General features: G+C 45.0%; 12 protein-coding genes. 7 read left to right on the top strand and 5 right to left on the bottom strand.

The window, feature by feature from the left end:
- Positions 1–14 precede the first annotated feature (14 nt).
- The 3 genes from QUA07_RS03765 (at position 15) to QUA07_RS03755 (ending at position 6,243) form a co-directional block, all read left to right on the top strand.
- Positions 15–1,490, top strand: coding sequence for an ATP-binding protein (locus QUA07_RS03765; RefSeq protein ID WP_333322764.1), 1,476 nt, complete (start codon positions 15–17; stop codon positions 1,488–1,490).
- A 426-nt stretch (positions 1,491–1,916) separates the two neighbouring features.
- On the top strand, positions 1,917–4,835 hold the full coding sequence (locus QUA07_RS03760) for a response regulator (RefSeq protein WP_333322763.1): 2,919 nt from the start codon (positions 1,917–1,919) through the stop codon (positions 4,833–4,835).
- Positions 4,836–5,745: 910 nt separating this feature from the next.
- Positions 5,746–6,243: a hypothetical protein gene (locus tag QUA07_RS03755; protein WP_333216787.1), complete on the top strand. Its 498-nt coding sequence runs from the start codon at positions 5,746–5,748 to the stop codon at positions 6,241–6,243.
- A gap of 66 nt (positions 6,244–6,309) precedes the next feature.
- Here the strand turns inward: QUA07_RS03755 and QUA07_RS03750 are convergent, their stop codons facing one another.
- The 3 genes from QUA07_RS03750 to QUA07_RS03740 form a co-directional block, all read right to left on the bottom strand.
- Positions 6,310–6,675 (bottom strand): response regulator transcription factor, encoded by a 366-nt coding sequence (locus tag QUA07_RS03750; RefSeq protein ID WP_039886668.1) that lies wholly within the window; start codon positions 6,673–6,675, stop codon positions 6,310–6,312.
- Between the two features lie 322 nt (positions 6,676–6,997).
- A complete protein-coding gene (locus tag QUA07_RS03745; RefSeq protein ID WP_333322762.1) occupies positions 6,998–9,334 on the bottom strand; it encodes a polysaccharide biosynthesis tyrosine autokinase in 2,337 nt (778 codons plus the stop codon).
- A 135-nt stretch (positions 9,335–9,469) separates the two neighbouring features.
- Entirely contained in the window at positions 9,470–10,942 is a 1,473-nt protein-coding gene (locus QUA07_RS03740) for a polysaccharide biosynthesis/export family protein (protein WP_333086208.1), read from the bottom strand.
- A 205-nt stretch (positions 10,943–11,147) separates the two neighbouring features.
- On the opposite strand from QUA07_RS03740, the gene QUA07_RS03735 reads away from it, so the two are divergent.
- From QUA07_RS03735 to QUA07_RS03725, 3 genes are all read left to right on the top strand, one after another.
- Positions 11,148–12,569: an O-antigen ligase family protein gene (locus tag QUA07_RS03735; RefSeq protein ID WP_333322761.1), complete on the top strand. Its 1,422-nt coding sequence runs from the start codon at positions 11,148–11,150 to the stop codon at positions 12,567–12,569.
- A 267-nt stretch (positions 12,570–12,836) separates the two neighbouring features.
- Entirely contained in the window at positions 12,837–14,174 is a 1,338-nt protein-coding gene (locus QUA07_RS03730) for a flippase (RefSeq protein WP_333322760.1), read from the top strand.
- Positions 14,175–14,335: 161 nt separating this feature from the next.
- On the top strand, positions 14,336–15,367 hold the full coding sequence (locus tag QUA07_RS03725) for a hypothetical protein (RefSeq protein ID WP_333322759.1): 1,032 nt from the start codon (positions 14,336–14,338) through the stop codon (positions 15,365–15,367).
- 39 nt (positions 15,368–15,406) lie between these two features.
- Here QUA07_RS03725 and QUA07_RS03720 read toward each other — a convergent pair whose 3' ends face one another.
- Positions 15,407–16,108 carry a CatB-related O-acetyltransferase gene (locus QUA07_RS03720; protein WP_333322758.1) on the bottom strand — a complete coding sequence of 234 codons (702 nt, stop codon included), beginning with the start codon at positions 16,106–16,108 and terminating at the stop codon, positions 15,407–15,409.
- A gap of 13 nt (positions 16,109–16,121) precedes the next feature.
- Positions 16,122–17,066, bottom strand: coding sequence for a glycosyltransferase family 2 protein (locus tag QUA07_RS03715; protein ID WP_333322757.1), 945 nt, complete (start codon positions 17,064–17,066; stop codon positions 16,122–16,124).
- A gap of 387 nt (positions 17,067–17,453) precedes the next feature.
- Between QUA07_RS03715 and QUA07_RS03710 the strand changes: the two genes are divergently transcribed.
- Complete coding sequence (locus QUA07_RS03710; protein WP_333322756.1) at positions 17,454–18,362, top strand: glycosyltransferase family 2 protein; 909 nt, start codon at positions 17,454–17,456, stop codon at positions 18,360–18,362.
- Position 18,363 lies beyond the last annotated feature (1 nt).

The raw sequence follows: 18,363 nt of genomic DNA, 5'->3' as shown, positions 1-18,363 counted from the left end.
TATCAATTGTTAAAGTGGTACACATTCTAGTAATTGACGACAACCCAACGGATCGGCTGCTTGTCAAACGCGAGTTAGAGCGGCAATTCTCCAAATTGCAAATAACGGAAATTCCCGACGATAGATTATTTGCGGAAGCACTGAATCGAGGCGGATTCCATCTGGTAATTACCGACTACCAACTACGCTGGACGAACGGTATAGATGTGCTTAAAACTATCAAAGCCAGTTATCCAGGATGCCCGATTGTAATGTTTACGAATACTGGCAACGAAGAAATTGCTGTAGAGGCGATGAAATCCGGAGTGGATGACTACATTATCAAGTCGCCGAAGCACTACGTCCGCCTTTGCGTGGCGGTTCGCGGCGTACTCGATAGAGTTGCCGCCTGGAAACGAGTCGCCCGACTAGAAAATCAACTTAATTCTCTGCTAGAACGCTTAAATGTCGGAGTTTTTCGAGCGACTTCCGAGGGGAAGCTTTTGGAAAGCAATCAAGCTTTTTTGCGCTTGTTTGATGCCAGCAATTTAGCAGATGTCCAAGGGATTTATCTGCAGCAATTGTTTTTGCAACCCCTAGATTCACGGGAGTCTCGGTGTCAAAATCTGGAAATTACATTTCCTTTGGCAGACGGTCGAGTAAAATGGATTCGGTTTACTCAATATCTCTACAGCGCAGAAGGTGAAAGTACCATTGAGGGATTGGTAGAAGATATTACCGATCTCAAGCAGGCTGAACTTGCTTTGCGCGAATTTAATGAAACTTTGGAAGAGCGTGTGAGAGAGCGTACTGCTGAGTTAGAAGAAGTTAACGCACAGCTCGAATCGTTTACCTATTCAGTTTCTCACGACTTGCGCGCTCCTCTGCGGGGAATTTCGTTTTTTGCTGAAACGTTGCTCCAAGATAGAAGCAGCGAGTTGGATGCTACCGCCCAGGATTACTTGTATCGGATTAATGACGCTGCAAGTCTGATGAATACTTTAATCGAAAATTTGCTAGAGTACAGCCGCCTCAGCAAAGCTAACTTGCCGCTAAAAGCAGTCTCTCTGAATTTAATTGTGGCTGGCTCGATGGCGCAACTAGAGGCTGAAATTGCCCAAAAACAAGCTCGGATAACGGTTGTTGAACCGCTACCTACGGTGTTGGCCCATCCTGGTACGCTGCTGCAAGTCTTGGCTAACTTGCTCTCCAATGCTATTAAGTTCGTGCAGCCGGGGATAGAGCCACAGGTGCGAGTTTATGCAGAAGCTGAGGAGGAATATATCTATCTTTGGGTAGAAGACAACGGCATTGGTATTGCAGAAAAATTTCAAGACAGAATTTTTGGGTTGTTCGATCGCCTGCACGGTCAAGAAGTGTATCCGGGGACGGGAATTGGGCTGGCGATCGCTCGCAAAGGAGTCGAGCGGATGGGGGGTGCGATCGGGGTGAAATCGACTTTGGGAATCGGTACCCGCTTCTGGGTAAAATTACGAAAGTGCGAGAGTTGAGGAAGCAAGTTCGGCAACGCGCAGTGAATCGGGATTTAAAAAAAGATGAGGTTCTACGCAAGAGGCTTTTAACAGCAATATTCTGCTGTAGCTCAAAAAATCAATCAACCCGCTGGTTCACACCCGAAGACAGAATAAACAATTAGTATAATGATAGTTAAGTAATCTCTTGCACCGTTACCGGCTGAGCAGGCTTTCCGATCTGTTTTACAACAACTTACTTAATTAATTTGCTTGTGGACACGCCCCTAAAAAGCTGGTTGAGGATATTACAAGCTGTAAAATATAATAAAATACAAGCAAATACAATAAATTTACCGGCAACTCTAATTAACTCACCAAGTACATATTCAAATTGTCGAGATTGCTTAATAACATATTATTAGATTTAAGAATGTTTGCGCCCATACAAAAACTAAAAGGCTAATGCTGTCTATTCTGTTAATCGACGACAACCCGAACGATCGCCTGATGATCGATCGAGAACTGAGGAAAAGTTTTTCCGATTTAGAAATTAAATCGGTTATTGATATCCAAACTCTCGAACAAATCCTGGCAGTCGGGGGTTTTGATATAGTAATTACCGACTACCAACTGCACTGGAGCGACGGATTAACTATTTTCCAAAAAGTTCACAGTCGCTACCCGAATTGTCCGGTAATTATGTGTACTGACAGCGGCAGCGAACAAGTGGCAGTCGAAGCAATGAAAGCCGGCTTAAGCGATTACGTGTTCAAAGGGCGGCACTTAAAGCGGCTGGCGGGGGCTGTGGGCGAAAGCTTGAAAAAACAGCACTTGCGCGAGAACTACGCGAGAACGTCGGCGCAGTTGGCAATTTCGGAGGAAAGGCTGAGATTGGCGATCGAAGCCTCGAAAATGGGAACTTGGGATTGGAATGTATTAACTGGCGAGGTCGTTTGGTCGGAGGGACACGAACTGTTATTCGGGTTGGAAAAAGGCAGTTTTCCGGGAACTTACGAAGCGTTTTTTGCCTGCATTCACGTGGATGATCAAGCCTCGATCGCCGACGCTCTTGCCTTTGCTTTAGAAAACAAAACAGAATACAAGTACGAATTTAGAGTTTTTTGGCCAGACGGCAGCTTGCACTGGATCTCGGGTAGGGGCAAGTTTTTTGATGATGATACAGGTAAATCGGTGCGATCGATCGGCGTGGTTTGGGATATTACCGATCGTAAATTATCGGAAGCGAGGGTGCAAGAAAGCGAGGAAAATTTGCGCTTTGCTCTAGAAGCAGCTAACACAATCGCTTTTACCTGGGATGTGGCATCGGGGGAAGTCCGCCGTTCGTCCAATGCCGAAACACAGATGGGTTTGGGGCAAGACAGCACCTTTGGTACTTTTGAGCAAAAAAAGAATGCGGTGCATCCAGAAGACCGGGAAAGGTTTTTGGCAGATGTGGATGCCGCATTCAGGGGCACGGGAGTTTACGAGTCGGAATACCGCAAAGTGCGACCCGACGGCTCAGTGATTTGGCTTCACGACAAAGGGCGAGTGGTTTTTGACGCATCCGGTACACCCCTTCGGCTGTCCGGCGTGGCGATCGACATTACGGATCGCAAACAGTTAGAATACGACCGCTCGCGCGCGTTGGCCCGCGAGCAGTCGTATTTGCGCCGCCTGCAAAAGTTAACCTCCGCGTCCGTAGCTATCAACTCCACGCTGTCGGTGGCAGAAATACTTCAGTTAGCTGGCGATAGCGCCCGCCAAATTCTGGAAGTCCACCAGGTAGCGGTCAACCTCAACCCTGGCGCAAACTGGGATGCGGGAATTAGCAAGTTTTCCATGTCAGAAAAATACGCCGCGTGGCAAGATTACTGCGAAGAGCCAGACGGTACGGGCATTTACCAAAAAGTGTGCCAGCACCAACAGGCGATGCGAATGACTCAAAGCGAGTTAGAGGCTGACCCGGCCTGGCGGGGGTTCGGCAAGGCTGCGGGGAAGCACCCGCCGATGCGGGGCTGGCTGGCTGTACCGCTGACGACTCGGGACGGCAGAAATCTGGGATTGATTCAGTTGTCGGACAAGTATGAGGGGGAGTTTGCCGAAGATGATGAAACTATTTTAATGCAGTTGGCTCAGGCGGTGTCGGGGGCGATCGACAATGCCCGACTTTACGAGGAATCTCAGCAAGCAAATCGCATGAAAGATGAGTTTTTGGCAACTCTTTCTCATGAGTTGCGATCGCCCTTAAACGCGATTTTGGGCTGGGCGCAACTGCTGCAGCAACGCAATTTCAATCCGGCTGCTACGGGGCGGGCTTTAGAAACGATCGAGCGAAATGCTAAATTGCAAACTCAATTGATTGATGATTTGTTGGATATTTCGCGCATTATTCGTGGCAAGTTGACGTTGAATCCTTGTGCGGTAAATTTGATTTCAATGGTGGAAGGAGCGGTGAATACGGTGCGGTTGGCTGCCGATGCTAAGTCGATCGATTTGCGGTTTGCAATTGGAGATGTGGGCTTAGAGAATGCGGAATTTTCCGAACTTGGGAAGGTTTCTGGCAATCCTGAATATCAGTTAAATCCGAGATTTTGGGTATCAGGAGACCCTGGCCGCTTGCAGCAAGTAATTTGGAATTTGCTGACGAATGCGATTAAGTTTACGCCGCGCGGGGGGCGAGTTGAAATCCGGCTACAGCGAGTTGATTCGGAGGTTGAGCTGGCTGTTACCGACACGGGAATTGGGGTTGCACCGAATTTTTTGCCTTACGTGTTTGACTCTTTCCGCCAAGCGGATGCTACGATTACTCGCAATTATAGCGGTTTGGGGCTGGGTCTGGCGATCGTCCGGCAGTTGGTGGAACTCCACGGCGGCACGGTTTGGGCCCAGAGCCCCGGACTGGATATGGGATCGACTTTTACTTTCCGTCTCCCTTCGCTGCAGGTAAATTCGATCCCAGACGAGGAAGCGGAGGTTTGGGGTGGCGCTGGTAATTTACTGGGAGTTAAGATTTTGCTGGTTGATGACGAGGTTGATTCGCGGGAATTTATAAGGTTTGTCTTGGCAGATTCCGGGGCCGCTGTCAGGGCTGCATCGTCTGCTGCTGAGGCGTTTGATGTGGCTTCGCACTTTGGGCCGGATGTTTTGGTCAGCGATATCGGAATGCCGGAGGAAGACGGCTATTCGCTGCTACGAAGGCTGCGTTCTTTGAACACTCAGACAGGGAAATTTTGGGCGATCGCTCTGACGGCTTATGCTAGGGATGAAGACCGCGATCGTGCTTTTGCTGCGGGTTTTGACCGACATCTGTCTAAACCTGTGCAACCCGATGTCTTGGTAGAGACTATAGTCCAGTTGAGGCAGCAAGGGCTAACAACGTGAAATAATACCTAGCACTAACCTTGCGGTGAGCGTGTAGGCTTCGTATCTCATCTGCCGTTGCTTTGTTGGGTATCCCATTACTGGGTATTCGTCACCTAAGACGATCCGAGTCTGATATCATGTCCCGTCGATTACCCCTAATAAAAACTCCTGAAACTACTGGTACGAAGCGATCGTCATCATGAGCAATCGTTAGGGCCTCATATGACACAGCATCTCTGGGTTTTTATACCCTTTATCTTCTCCATAGAAGAACCCACGCAGAAGCCCTGTTTCCCAAGGCACAAAACTACTTTCGTACAACAAACATGGTTTATCTTTTACAGCAGGGCATTACCTTACCAACCAGCGGTCTGTTCTTTCCCCCTTTCTCTCGCAGTTTCCCGGTAAGCATATTACTGCTACTATGACCGTTTTGTTATTACAGTCGAGTGGGTGGGTCGCAACCAATTATATATTACACGATAAGAGGACAAGATCGAGAAGTTTTCGATTATTTCTTAGATCTTGCTTTGCTTATATCCCGACGCTGAACTGATTACAGTTACAGCGCGGGACTTACGCCAAAAGAGTTAAAAATTTCAATTAATAATTAATAATAGATAATTGTAATGGGAATTAGGAATTGTGTTTGTAGTGACGACTTTAATCCTCGTAAAACTCGATCGTACTTGCCTTCCTCACTATTAATCTATAATGCTAATTTTACCGGACACGACTTGATTAACCGGACTTGATATGGACAGAAATCGCTCAACTGAGAAATATAAAAATTTGTATTTTTCAAACTATTCAACTTCTGCTTGTGGGGCTTTGCTTCTAGCTCGCCTAAAATATGCAATTTCTATGCCGATTAGGTAATGGGTTTGTGTTAATATGCTAAAATATCCAACAACCACGCGGTAATTAGGTGGACAAACTTCAGACAGATATAGAGGCAATTTACTCTCAAATAGAGGAATTGCGCCTGGAACGCCAGCAGCTTAGTATTGCCGATGTTGTCCCAGCCGGTGATTCGCCCCAAGCGATCGCCGATGCTTATCGGCGTCACGCGAGGGAAACAGCACAAGTGTCGGCAGAAGTCAAGGGGATAGATGACGCGATCGCGGCTCTGTCTGCTCAACTGAGTCAGAAACAGCAGCAGTCGGTAAAGTTGCAAAGAATCACTCCGATGGAGGAGCAAGTTGAAGAAGGAAGAGTGCTTGCTCAGGGACACGCGGAACGGATTAATGAACTGGCGGCGGAACTGGCGGCGGAAGTGAAGGGACTCAAAGCTATCGCCGACCAAATTAGTCCCAGCTACTGGCAGGTTTATTACAAGCCTTTTATTACTGGTTTTAAAAGTATTTCTGTTCCATACGTGCGATCGGACGGGGATGTTTGGACTATTGTCAATCGAGTAGTTTAGAGAGGCTGCGGGAGCAGAAATAATCAGCGCTGAAGACAATTTTTTTCCTGTCCCTATTCCTCCACCTCAACCTCGCAGCAGTTGCTTAATGGTGCCGACCAATTCTTGAGGGTGAAATGGCTTGGCGATGTAAGCGTCTGCTCCTTGTTTCATTCCCCAATAGCGATCAAACTCTTCGCTTTTGCTCGAACACATTACCACCGGCAAATTTTGGGTTTTAGGGTCGCTTTTGAGCCGACGACAGACTTCGTAGCCGTTCATCCGGGGCATCACGATATCCAGAACGACTAAATCTGGGCGGTTAGCCTTGATTTGCTCTAGAGCTTCTACGCCATCACTCGCTACCGTGACGTTGAGTCCTCTACCTTTGAGCAAGTCGGCGATCATCTCCCGCAGAGTGACGCTATCATCAACAACCATAACTGTACTCATAGAATAATCCCTACCAAGTTTCTGGGTTGAAACGTTCTCATTAACGTTTACACTAACGTTCACCTTCAAAGGTGTCTTTTCCTGATTGAGATTGCGCTCTGCTAAATGTAGTTTACCCACTTTTGCTGATTTCTCAATCATTTTCTGAGTAATTACCGCCAAATTTAAAGATCCGCGCAATCTCGGTTGACACACGAGGCTATGTCCGTTAGTCTATCATTTTCTTTCTCAAATGGTACTATTATCAAAAAATCAGGGTATAGCTTGGTTGTGCGTTTCCCGTTGAGGACGGCGGTGCTCGGCCACCTGCATCAACATTTGTCTAATTAGGATTTTTCGTACCAAAAGCGGATAGTTTTTGGTCGTAGACCGTCTCTAAAACGACCGGGCGCTGGCGGTAGCTGTGACCGGTGTTTTTGCAGCCATTAGCAACGATTCCCAAAACGGAAGCTCCAGAAATTTTTAATTCTTCTAAAACTTTGCGAACTTGCGATCGGTCGGTTTGCCCAATTTGGACGACCATAATCGTAGCGTCTGTGTGAGCTGCGATCAAGTGGGTGTCTGCTAAGCCTGCTAGTGGCGGGGTGTCATAAATTACTAAGTCAAAAAATGCTTGAAATTGCTCCATCAGATACTGCATTTTTTTGGAAGAAAGAAGCTTGATCGGATCGGGGGGAATTTGGCCTGCAGTGAGTACAAACAAATTTTCTTGGTTCGGGGCTCGTTGAATCGCGTCATTGAGGCTGAGATCTGTGGAGATGGCATCGCCTAGGCCACGCACGTTTGACAGTCCTAATTTAGCGTGCAGTTGCGGGCAGCGCAAATCTGCATCTACTAACAATACTCGCTGTCCGACTGCTGCTGCTGTGGCTGCAAGGTGCAAAGCTACTGTAGATTTGCCGTCTCCGGCTACGGCTGAACCAACTAAGAGCGATCGAATTGCCCTGCCTGCACTCAGCAAGTGAATGTTCGTGTATAACGATCGAAATGCTTCTAAAAATTGATAGTCCAAGTCGCTCAAAATACTTGGTCCCCCGCTCATCGGACCAGTATGTCTAGCTTCGCCCGGTTCGACTACTTCCACTTTCGAGTTCGATCGAGCCGATGTTAGTTTCCTCTGTCTGGCTGGCGGTCTGCGCTTGACTTTTTTGGTAAACGGAATCACCCCGAGTATTGGCAATCTTGTGGCGATTCTCAGTGATTCTGGAGTGTGGAACACAGTATTTAGTACCTCTACCAGCAAGCCGACTGCTATGCCCAGGAGAGTGCTTAAAATTACTGCCAGCGCTAACTGTTTTCTGGTTTGTTTGACGGTAGCTGTTATAGGCTGGCCGAATTTGTCTAGCGGAATTTGCGGAGGATTTATCAGCACCCAGGGGATTTGCTGCTGAGCTGCATCGATCCGCAACGCTTCTCGTTTTGCCAAGAAGTCCGAAAAACTTTTAGTAACTACTTGCAGTTCCCGCTGTAAATTGTCGTATTGTCGGGTTGTGACTGAAAAATTTCTAATTTTTTGGTTGAGAGCATTTTGCAAAGCGGTCATTTCGCGATCGCGCGCTTCAACTTCTTTGATTTGGGTCTCTAAATTTCCCATCACCACTTTTCTTGCTTGTTGAGTGGCGGTTAAAATCAGTTCTTCCCGACTTTTTCGCAACGCTAAAACTGGCAAACTGTCTTCTCTATACTGAGCTAATTTTAATGACAATTCCGAGTCAATTCTCTGAATTTGACCTAAGAGTCCGGCGTAAGCTTGTCCTTGGGTCATCAGCAGCCCCTGGGGATTATTTTCGTTGAGTAGTTTTTCATAGCTTTGATAGAGGTTTCGCATCCCTTTTAGCTGAACTCTAATTTCTACTTGCTTACCTCGAATGCTTTGAACTTGTTCAGAGAGAGATTTTCCCTCCATCTGAGGTTCAAACAAGTTGCTCTGCTGCCGCAGTCTTTGGACTTGCAGTTGCAGAACTTCCACTCTTTCTCGGAGCTTGGGCATCTCCGTATCTATAAACTTAATACCTTGATTAATGCCCATCAGCCGTTGCTGCAAGCTGTAATCTAGATAAGCTTTAGAAATTTTCTCCAATACGCGGTAAATCTTTTTTTGGTCTGAATCTTTGTAGCGAACTTGTAAAATTTTTGTGCCTTGCTGTTTGCCATCTTTCGTGTAGCTGATGCGCTGGATCGACATTTTTGAGATCAGTTCGCTATAGTTCATTTGGGGATACGAAGCCCGCAATTCCTCAATCACTGGCTGCATCATTTTGGGACTTCGCAAAATCCTAATTTGGGTTTCGTAGTCTAGTAGGCTAATTCCTTCTATATTAATTCTTGCTAAGTCGGCAGATTGGGTATTGTTTAATTGTTTGGATTGCAAACCTTCAGCCGTGGCTGGTTCTACTAACAGGGAAAAGGAGCCTTCATACTCGATCGTAATCTGTTTAGACGTGAGGACGATCGCTGTTCCTGCCAGGGCGCTCAAAGCAATGGTGGCTGCTGCCATGACCAAGAAGCGACGGCGCACGACCCCTAACAACCAGGACAAGTCTAGCTTTTCTTCTTCTCTCTCCTCTACGAAGTGAGATCTGTAGTTCTGAGCTGATAACTCCGGCAGTTTGCCATTCGATTTGGGTTTGAAGGGTTGATAATCTTGTCTGCTATCCATATTCAGCCTGGGTATTTTTGAGGTTGATATTTTTGAGGTTGATATTTTTGAAGCGGCCAGGTCTCGGCTGGGTAATCTTATTGTTTCGTTTATTCTAGCCTTTGCCAGAAATTATCCACCTCACCCGCCGCCTTCTTACCTGAATAAAAATCGGAGAACGTTTATAAAATTTAACACTCCCGTAGCTGGCCCGACAGGTCCGATTACAGCGTTCATGCGATCGACAAAATTGACGAGACCCCTGCGAGATACGATAATCATGTCGTTGTTGCGAAGTTGAGGATTGGTTTCTTCGTTAATTCCTTGAGTCAAATTGACTTCGATCGTCCGTTTAGTAGCTGTACCATCGTTATTGAGGCGGACTAGCTCAACTTTATCCCTTCTAGCTCTGGTATTCTCGTAGCCAAAAAATCCTCTGGAAATTAAAGCTTGATTCAGGGTGGCATTAGCTGGGAGCCTCACGGGATCGAGGGATGTTCTGAGTTCTCCTACTACATAAACGTTAATGCCGACAGGGGCAAAGTTAGTGGTCGCCAGTACGCCAGCTTCTGCAGGGTTGACGATCGTAGCTTTGGGCACGATGATCGTGTCTCCCTGCTGGAGGATTGTATCTTGGGCACCGTCGCCGGACTCTAGGAACTGCCACAGGTTGACTGGGATAATTTGTTCGCCGCTTCTGGTGACACGCCGCACTTGGATTTGCCGGATGTCGGCATCGGAGGTGATGCCGCCGGCTAGCTGAATCGCCCGGATGACGGTGGGGAAACCTTCGCGGCTGAGGTCGTTTGTGGTGTTGCCACCGATCACGACGTAAGCCCCAGGGCGGGTGACTTGACCCACGATGGAGATCGATCGAGGTTTTTCTGGGGGTGGCGAAAAGTTGGCCGTCGCAAATTGACGAGCTTCTGCTTGGTTGAAGTTGGCGACTGTGGGGATCACGATTGTGTCTCTGTCTTGCAAAATGATGTCTTGAGAGATGTCTCCTTCTTGCAAGAATTTCCACAGGTTGACGTTGAGGACTTGATCCGGGCCGTCTCGTTGGGGACGGCGGACGCGGATGTTGCGGATGTCGGCGACACCCGTGACGCCTTCTGCTAGTCTGATCGCTTGGGTGACGGTGGGGTACTGGACACTCGGCGAGGCTCCCGGGCCAGGAGTTAGGGTGATGGTGAAGTTTCCGGGCCTGGTAACTTCTCCGATGACGCCGACGTTGAGGGGGCGGGCGGCGACGAGGCTGACTGTGACTATGGGGTCTTTGAGGACGCGGCGGTAGGCGTTCCGGATGATGTTGGTGGCTTCTACTAAGGTGCGGCCGCGGATGGAGACCAAGCCGATCAGGGGCAGGTTAACTGAACCGTCGGAAAGAACTTCGTAGCCGCGGCTGAGTTCGGGTACTTCGAGTATTTCTACTTGGATGCGATCGCCGCCGCCGAGTTTATAGCTTTCCGGCGATCTCGTAACGGGCGCAACATTCTGGGCTTGCTCTGTGCCTAGCGGGATGGGCAGTTGTGCCGGGGTGCTTCTGGCGTCAGCGAGGACACTGGAAGCAAACAAGACAACACCCACAACCGACCGGGCTATCTGTCTTGGAAAATGGGTGTTAACCATACACCACCTAATTTTATTGACTATGATTTATATAAGTGTAGCCTTTTTAGTGCTGGGCAAAAAGCTCATTATTTTAAGCGATCGCCGAAAAAACGATGCTGTATTTGTGCTTTATGCCTAATTTCTGTGTTAGCGTGGTTCCGGGTTGACGGCTATATTTTATATCTAGATAATTTGGTCTTTTTTCGGATAAAGGAAAGCAATTATGACTGAACCAGTGTCTCTACCAAATATGCTGAAAGAGCTGATTTTAGGTAGTTCTTCATTGACATGGATGCTACTTGCTATAGTCGCGGTAGCCACTATACTATTATTTCAATTTGCTAGCTATAAAAAAATAGGTTTGGCTTTAGAAAAAAGCTTTGCTGGTCTTTATATTTTTATCTCTCCCTTTCTGATACAACCTCCTTTTAATTACTTGCATTTTGTCAACTTGAAAGATCCAGAAGGTGGCATATTAAAACTCATACCTTATTTTTTTTACCCCTGGGTAGTATTTATTTTAATTTCAAGAATTAAAAAATTTAGTAGCAATTTTATAGAAATTTTTGCCAAAGTATTGACAATGAATCCTTTTTTCTTACTTTATATATTACTTCCATTACTGTCTACATTATGGTCTCTAGTTCCTGAAGCAACGCTAAGAGCAGGCCTAGCTTTTTCAGGATTTACTGCTTTCGGGTTTTACATTGCAGCCCAATATAAATGGGAGGATTTATCTCGTTTCTGGCGGTGGGGATACACGGCAATAGGTTTGGCAAGTTTTGTAATAGAACCCCCTGGAGCAGGCGATTTTGTCGGCTTAACCCAATCTAAAAATTCTTTGGGGGGAGTCTTAGCTCTCTGTACGGCATTTTGGTATTTGCATTATTTTCAAGGAGCTAAAACTCAGAAAGAGCGCTGGATTTCTTTGGGAATGATGTTCTTTTCCTTTTACCTAGTAAGGGCTAATAAATCGGGCTCGGCTCTAGTGATTACTATCATATTAATAATGGCAGTGTCGTCACTAAATTTTCTAAAAAAATTAAGTTTTCAGTGGGCATTTACTGCGATTATATGTTTCCTGGTGGTCAGCATAATTATGACTGTTTTTGTAGTAGACAACCTAGAGGATATTATTGTAGGTGGGTTAGGCAAGGACTTGACTCTAACTGGGCGGACAGAATTCTGGCCACAGTTAATCGCTGCGGTCAATCAGCGTCCCTGGTTTGGCTACGGATACGATGGATTTTTTCAACAAGATAAGTTAGGAGCGGGTACTCCTGCTTATTTTATTTATACTCCAAATGGATTTCAACCGAAAAATCCTCACAATGGCGCCATCGGGATCTTGTTAGCCTTCGGTTGGCCGGGATTAATTTTAATGATGACTTCCTTGGTACTCAATTTAGCTTACGCAGTTCGGTATTTGAGTCGTAGCACCCTGGAAGAAGCGGGAATGCCTATTTGTTTTCTAGTGTCTATTATTATAAGCAACATCACAGAAGGTTATATTATAGAGATAGCAAATCCTTGGCTGAGTTACGCAATGTTGACGGTTCGACTTGCGATAGATAATGCTAACAATAGTTCTAACAGTAGCACCAGTAACCCTCAAAGGCGTTCTTTAGCTCACACTGTCCATTGAAGTAACCATTGGGCGGATCGTGGGTCAAGTAGGGGAACATCTCATATTTGTAAAAACACTTCTTCTGATTCCTTCCTTCTTCCTCTTTCCTTCTGCCTCCTACCTCCTGCCTTCTGCCTCCAAACTCCAATTTCTAGGTTGGCTGCTTTCATTGAGACGCTCCCTCAAGTTGTGGTATGTTGTTATAGGATCAACCAGTCTAATTTTGCAAGATTGCCGACCCTGCCAGAACCGCGTTTGTGTTTTGTAAAGATTTAAAATATTCTGATGCTAGATAAGTTAACTGCGGTCAGTCAAAGGCTCGGCCCTAGTCTGCGCCAGGTACTCAGCAACATAGCTTGGCTGTTCACTGACCAAATCTTGCAGATGGGTCTAGGCCTGTTTGTAGGCCTTTGGGTGGCTCGCTATCTTGGTCCGACACAATTTGGATTGCTCAACTACGCGATCGCCTTTGTATCGCTGTTTAGTTCAGTGGCAACGATGGGGTTGGGTACTCTGGTAGTGAGGAATATCGCTCGCGACCCAGAATGCAAAAATGAGACTCTGGGAACAGCCTTCGGACTGCAATTTACTGGTGGCTGCATCACTTTGTTGTTCACTGTCACCGTGATTGCGCTACTCAAGCCCAACGACACTCTGACTCGGTGGCTGGTAGGTATCATCGCAGCAGGAACTATCTTTAATGCTTTTGAGGCTATCAATTTTTGGTTTCAGTCCCAAATCCAGTCAAAATATACAGTGTTGGCTAAAAATTCGGTATGTTTTTTAGTTGCTGCTGTCAGAATTGGGTTAGTGACAATTAAAGCCCCCCTGCTTGCCTTCGCCTGGGTTCGATTGGGAGAGGTGGCATTGGTAGGAATCGCTTATGTATATTTTTATAAGCTTACGGGGAATAAAATTAAGGATTGGCATTTTAGTTGGGAACGGTGTAAGGAACTGCTATCGGAGAGTTGGCCGATAATTTTGTCGGGATTGGCAGTTTATGTGTACTCAAAAACCGATCAGATAATGCTCGGCGCCCTGAATCAAAATGCTCAACTGGGCTATTATGCTGCGGCTGTTAAAATTTCGGAAATCTGCGATTTTTTGCCGATGATCATATCAAGCTCTATTTTTCCCAAATTAGCGAATTTGAGAAAGACAAATTATGAAGAATATCTAAATAAATTTCAAATTTACTCGGATATTATGATATTTTTATGGTTGGGGGTGGCCATACCGATATCATTACTTTCTCCCTGGATAGTGCATCTGCTTTACGGTGAAAAATATGCGAAGTCAGCAGCGGTACTGGCTCTCTACGTTTGGGCGCAATTTGGCAGTAACTTTGGAGTAGCACGGAGCACATATTTGAACATAGAAGGTCAGTTGCGCTACGGCCTTTACTTAACTGTAGTTGGATCTATTTTCAATGTAGCGTTGAACTTTTTACTGATTCCTAAGTATGGAGCTTTTGGAGCAACTGCAGCTACTCTTATAACTTATTTTTACGTGATTATATTAGTCAATTTCTTGATTAAGGAATTACGCCCCTTCGGAAATTTCATCTGGCGATCCCTTAACTTATACAAGGCAGCTTGTAGAATCAGAGGATTAATAAAGTGATTCAAATTAAACCTAAAATCGAACAGCGATCGAATTGCCCCTATTGTGGAACAGAACTTCATCCCAAAAATGTTCTGTGGCACGGTATCCACATTGTTCTAGACTCTAAGTGCGAGGGATGTGGCAGCGAGATAATCGACGATTTGAGAGTAGGTCATGGAGTGAAAAACTACATCCAAGTTAATTTAATAAAAGGAGAAGTTTTTGCAGCCGATACTTACAAAAAGGAATGGTTAGGCAAACCATTACTCTATTCACTCCAAAATCCTCAACCGGAACAACTTGAGATTGTAAAAGAAATTTTTAAACCCTGCAATCGGGTAATTATCTTAAACTGTATCGATCATCTTTATGGTCACTCCCTGCTCAAGTTGCTAAATGCACAAAGGCACTTAGAATGCAATTCTGACTACGGGTTAGTTGTGATAGTTCCTAAGTTCTTAAGGTGGATGGTTCCCGATGAAGTTGCAGAAATCTGGACAGTACCTATGTCTTTAAAAAATGGTCAGAATTACTATCCCAGTTTCGCCGAGTTTGTTGAAGAAGAAGCTAAACGCTTTGATGAAATTTATGTCAGCGAAGCCCATTCTCATCCCAGTCAGTTCGACATCACGCGCTTTACTCGAGTTCCCAAACATAACTTTGAGAACCAAGAAATTAAAATTACTTTTATTTGGCGCGAAGATCGTTTATTAGTTAACCGTTTGCTGTTTCGAGTGCTTAGAAAAATAGATCAACAAGCAATGTCACTGCGATTGCAAAATTTAAAAATTCAGCAGTTATTTGAGAAGATCAGGTTGCAAGTACCAGAAGCACAATTTGCAGTGGCTGGCCTGGGGACAAAAACTAAGTTTCCAGAATGGATTAAAGATTACAGGGTGGATAGTTTTAATGAAAAAATTGAAAAGGAGATTTGCCACCTTTATTCAGAGAGCCGCTTAATAATTGGTCTTCACGGCTCCAATATGTTGCTACCGTCTGGTCATGCTGGTATGACAATTGATTTGATAGATGAGCGGTGGGGAAACTTTGCCCAAGATATTTTATACCAAGAAAGCGACCCGAGAATGGCTACTTTTCGCTATAGATTTTTGCCGTATCAGACTAGCAATGATACACTGGCATTCATAGCGGCTGTAATGCTTCTCAAGTGGTCTAAGTTTAAATCCCAGATTACTGCTGATGTTATATAACGTCCGGCTACTTAGACATAATACCGAATTGGCTAGCATTCAACTATTTTCCGTATTATAAATATGGATGAAGTTGTCAATGTTGTGAAAGTCTTTGACATTTTTTCTCAACCATTGTTCATCCTTGTCCCACCACTTAAACTTCAGCAGAAAATCAATCTTTTGTTCATCAAACCTATAGCGAATAAGTTTGGCGGGAATTCCTCCACAGATAGCATAAGGTGGCACATCTTTGGTGACAACGGCTCCGGCTGCGATGATGGCTCCATCACCAATAGTTACACCATCTACAACAATAACATTTGAGCCAATCCAAACATCATTACCTATATGGACAGTTTTTTCCTCTTCTTCAAAATATTTTTTGTCTACAAAGGTTGTCCCGACTAGCATCTTGGGCGAATAAAATATCGGATGGCTTGAAACAAAATTTCCTACAGGATGTACGCCTAAGCGAATGATGCAGTTTGGCCCAATCGAACAAAAATTGCCGACAACACCATTGAAAATTCGCGTATTATCGCGCACATAAGTGTAAGAACCAATGACAGAATCTTTTATGGCTACGCGACTAGACACACTAACATTGTGACTGATAGTTGAATTGGTAACCAAAGCCATATAGTCTTGATAAAAATTATCATATTTAAACTTGTTGTTCCACCAATTGACTAAAAATCGCAGATATTCAGTGATCGGATTTTTGAGTAGAGAACTGAGAAGTGTTGACATTTTAGACATCGTTACTAATTACTTATTCAAGGTTAAATATTGTGTTCCCGCATAACTTATTTATTTTTTTCTTAATACGCCTGATTAATGGGGGATGATAATCATAAAATGTATCTTGAGTGAATTGATCGGCTACAAAATTTCGGATCGCGTGGTTGGGATGCCTTAAAGGAAAGGTTATTGCTTCCGTTGGCATATTACTGTATATACTATCTTCTCCTGAAGTATGGGTAGCTTGACTGCCAAATCCAATATTAGAAATTAAATTTTTTTCTGGAATAATAGCAAGTCCATTTTGAACCCAACAAGTAAAAAGCCATCTAAAAAACCAATTGTTGAGAGTTCCATCATAGGAAACTTGAAAAGCACTATCCCAAACTTTTACAGATTGAGGATTAGCTAATAAATTTTCGAGAAAACCTGCTTCCCGAAGTTGAGGCCATAACTTCATGTCAATATCATAGTATTGCCATGCTCTGCGCCAAGTTGCCCATCCCCAACAGTTACTAAAACGCGAAAAATAGTAACTGTCTTCTGTTCTTTTTCTCCCAAACTGTAAATTTACACCAGCGATTGACATAATCCGTTTGTCATCTCGATAATGCTCTAATAACTGCTCACAAAAAGGGAAGAAGTTTGGGTGGGGCAAACAGTCATCTTCTAAAATAATTGCTTCCTCTACGGTATTAAATACCCAGTCGAAACCGCTAGAAATGCGATCCTTGCAACCAAAATTAATCTCTGAATAATTTTTCAGAACTTCACAGTCCCAATCGACCCGATCGATAATTGCACGTACAGCGGCGCACTTTTCAGCTTCCCCAGGTTTGTTGGCACGAGGGCCGTCAGCAATTACTAACAGCTTAGGCGGCTTAACTTGTCTAATCGCCTCGAAGACTTTTTCGGTATTATCAACTCGATTGAAAACAACGAAAACAATGGGAGTTTTTATCTGGGAATGTGGCATTTAAACTGTTCAACTCCAAGGATTATAAATATTTTTGCTTAGTAGAACTCATCATTATAAATGTGCTAGGAAGCTTGCAGGGTTGGTCTGTTAACTTAAGTTCTAAATTCCAATTTATCACCAAAAAGTTCGCGGGTCAACTATAATACAGCAATAGTTTACCCAGCCAGACTTCTAGGACTGACGCTCTTAAACTCTCAAACCTTGATACCCCGACCCCCTTGGCTAAGTGGTGCACTCTTAAAGCCCTCTTGTGAAAGGGGGGAGCGACTGCGTAAGCCCTAATTTCGTTCTTGTAGCGGCGGTTGCAACCGCCGAGCGAGTGGCTAAATAAAACACTGTTACTTTTAGCCTTACCTATCGTTAAAAACCGCAACACAGGGAAGAATGAACCGTACTAATATCGCCGTCCTTTTAACTTGCTTCAATCGCAAACAGAAAACATTGGCTTGCTTAGAGGCTCTTTTTAACCAGGCACTTCCAGCCAATGTAGATATTTCCACCTATATAGTCGATGATGCCAGTACCGACGGTACCAGCGAAGCAGTTCACCAAGCCTACCCTCAAGTCAAGATTTTTCATGGGGATGGCAATTTATTCTGGAACGGCGGAATGCGCTTTGCTTTCACCGAAGCCATGAAAGACGATCCCGACTACTACCTTTGGCTGAACGACGATACAATTATGTATCCAGAAGCCCTTAAAACCTTATTAACAACCAGCAACCAACTCGCTCAAAAAGGAGAAATAAAAGCCATCGTCTCCGGTTCTACCTGCGATCCCCAAACGGGTAAAACTACTTACGGTGGCGTGGTGCGAGACCACCCCCTTCTTCCCTTCCGATACCGCCTCGTAGAACCAACTCAAGAAGCTCTACTTTGTAGCACAATACATGGCAACTGCGTTCTACTTCCTCGCAATGTCGTCCAACTTGTGGGCAACCTAAATCCTGCTTTTGTTCATTATATTGGCGATTGGGATTATGGTTTACGAGCGAGACAGAAAGGATGTACAGTTTGGATTGCTCCCGGTCATTTAGGAACTTGTTCCCTCAACCCACAGGTGACAAAAACCGCTGCCAAAAATTTGAGCGAAGGGTTAGATAAAATGAGCACGCCTAAAGGTTTATCTTTTAAAGATGCGACCCTGCAACCGCCTGGAGAATGGAAGGTATTTACTCAGCAGCATGGTGGTTTGTTGTGGCCAATTTATTGGCTGCTACCTTATCGAAGGTTAGTTTGGTTGTCAGTGTTGAGTAAACTGGGATTGACTAAAAACAAAACTCAAGGTGAATAGG

It is taken from the genome of Microcoleus sp. T3_A4 (assembly GCF_036700465.1).
Classification (GTDB): Bacteria; Cyanobacteriota; Cyanobacteriia; order Cyanobacteriales; family Microcoleaceae; genus Microcoleus.
The sequence above is the reverse complement of the archived record's forward strand: the minus strand, read 5'-3'. Positions and strand labels throughout refer to the sequence as shown.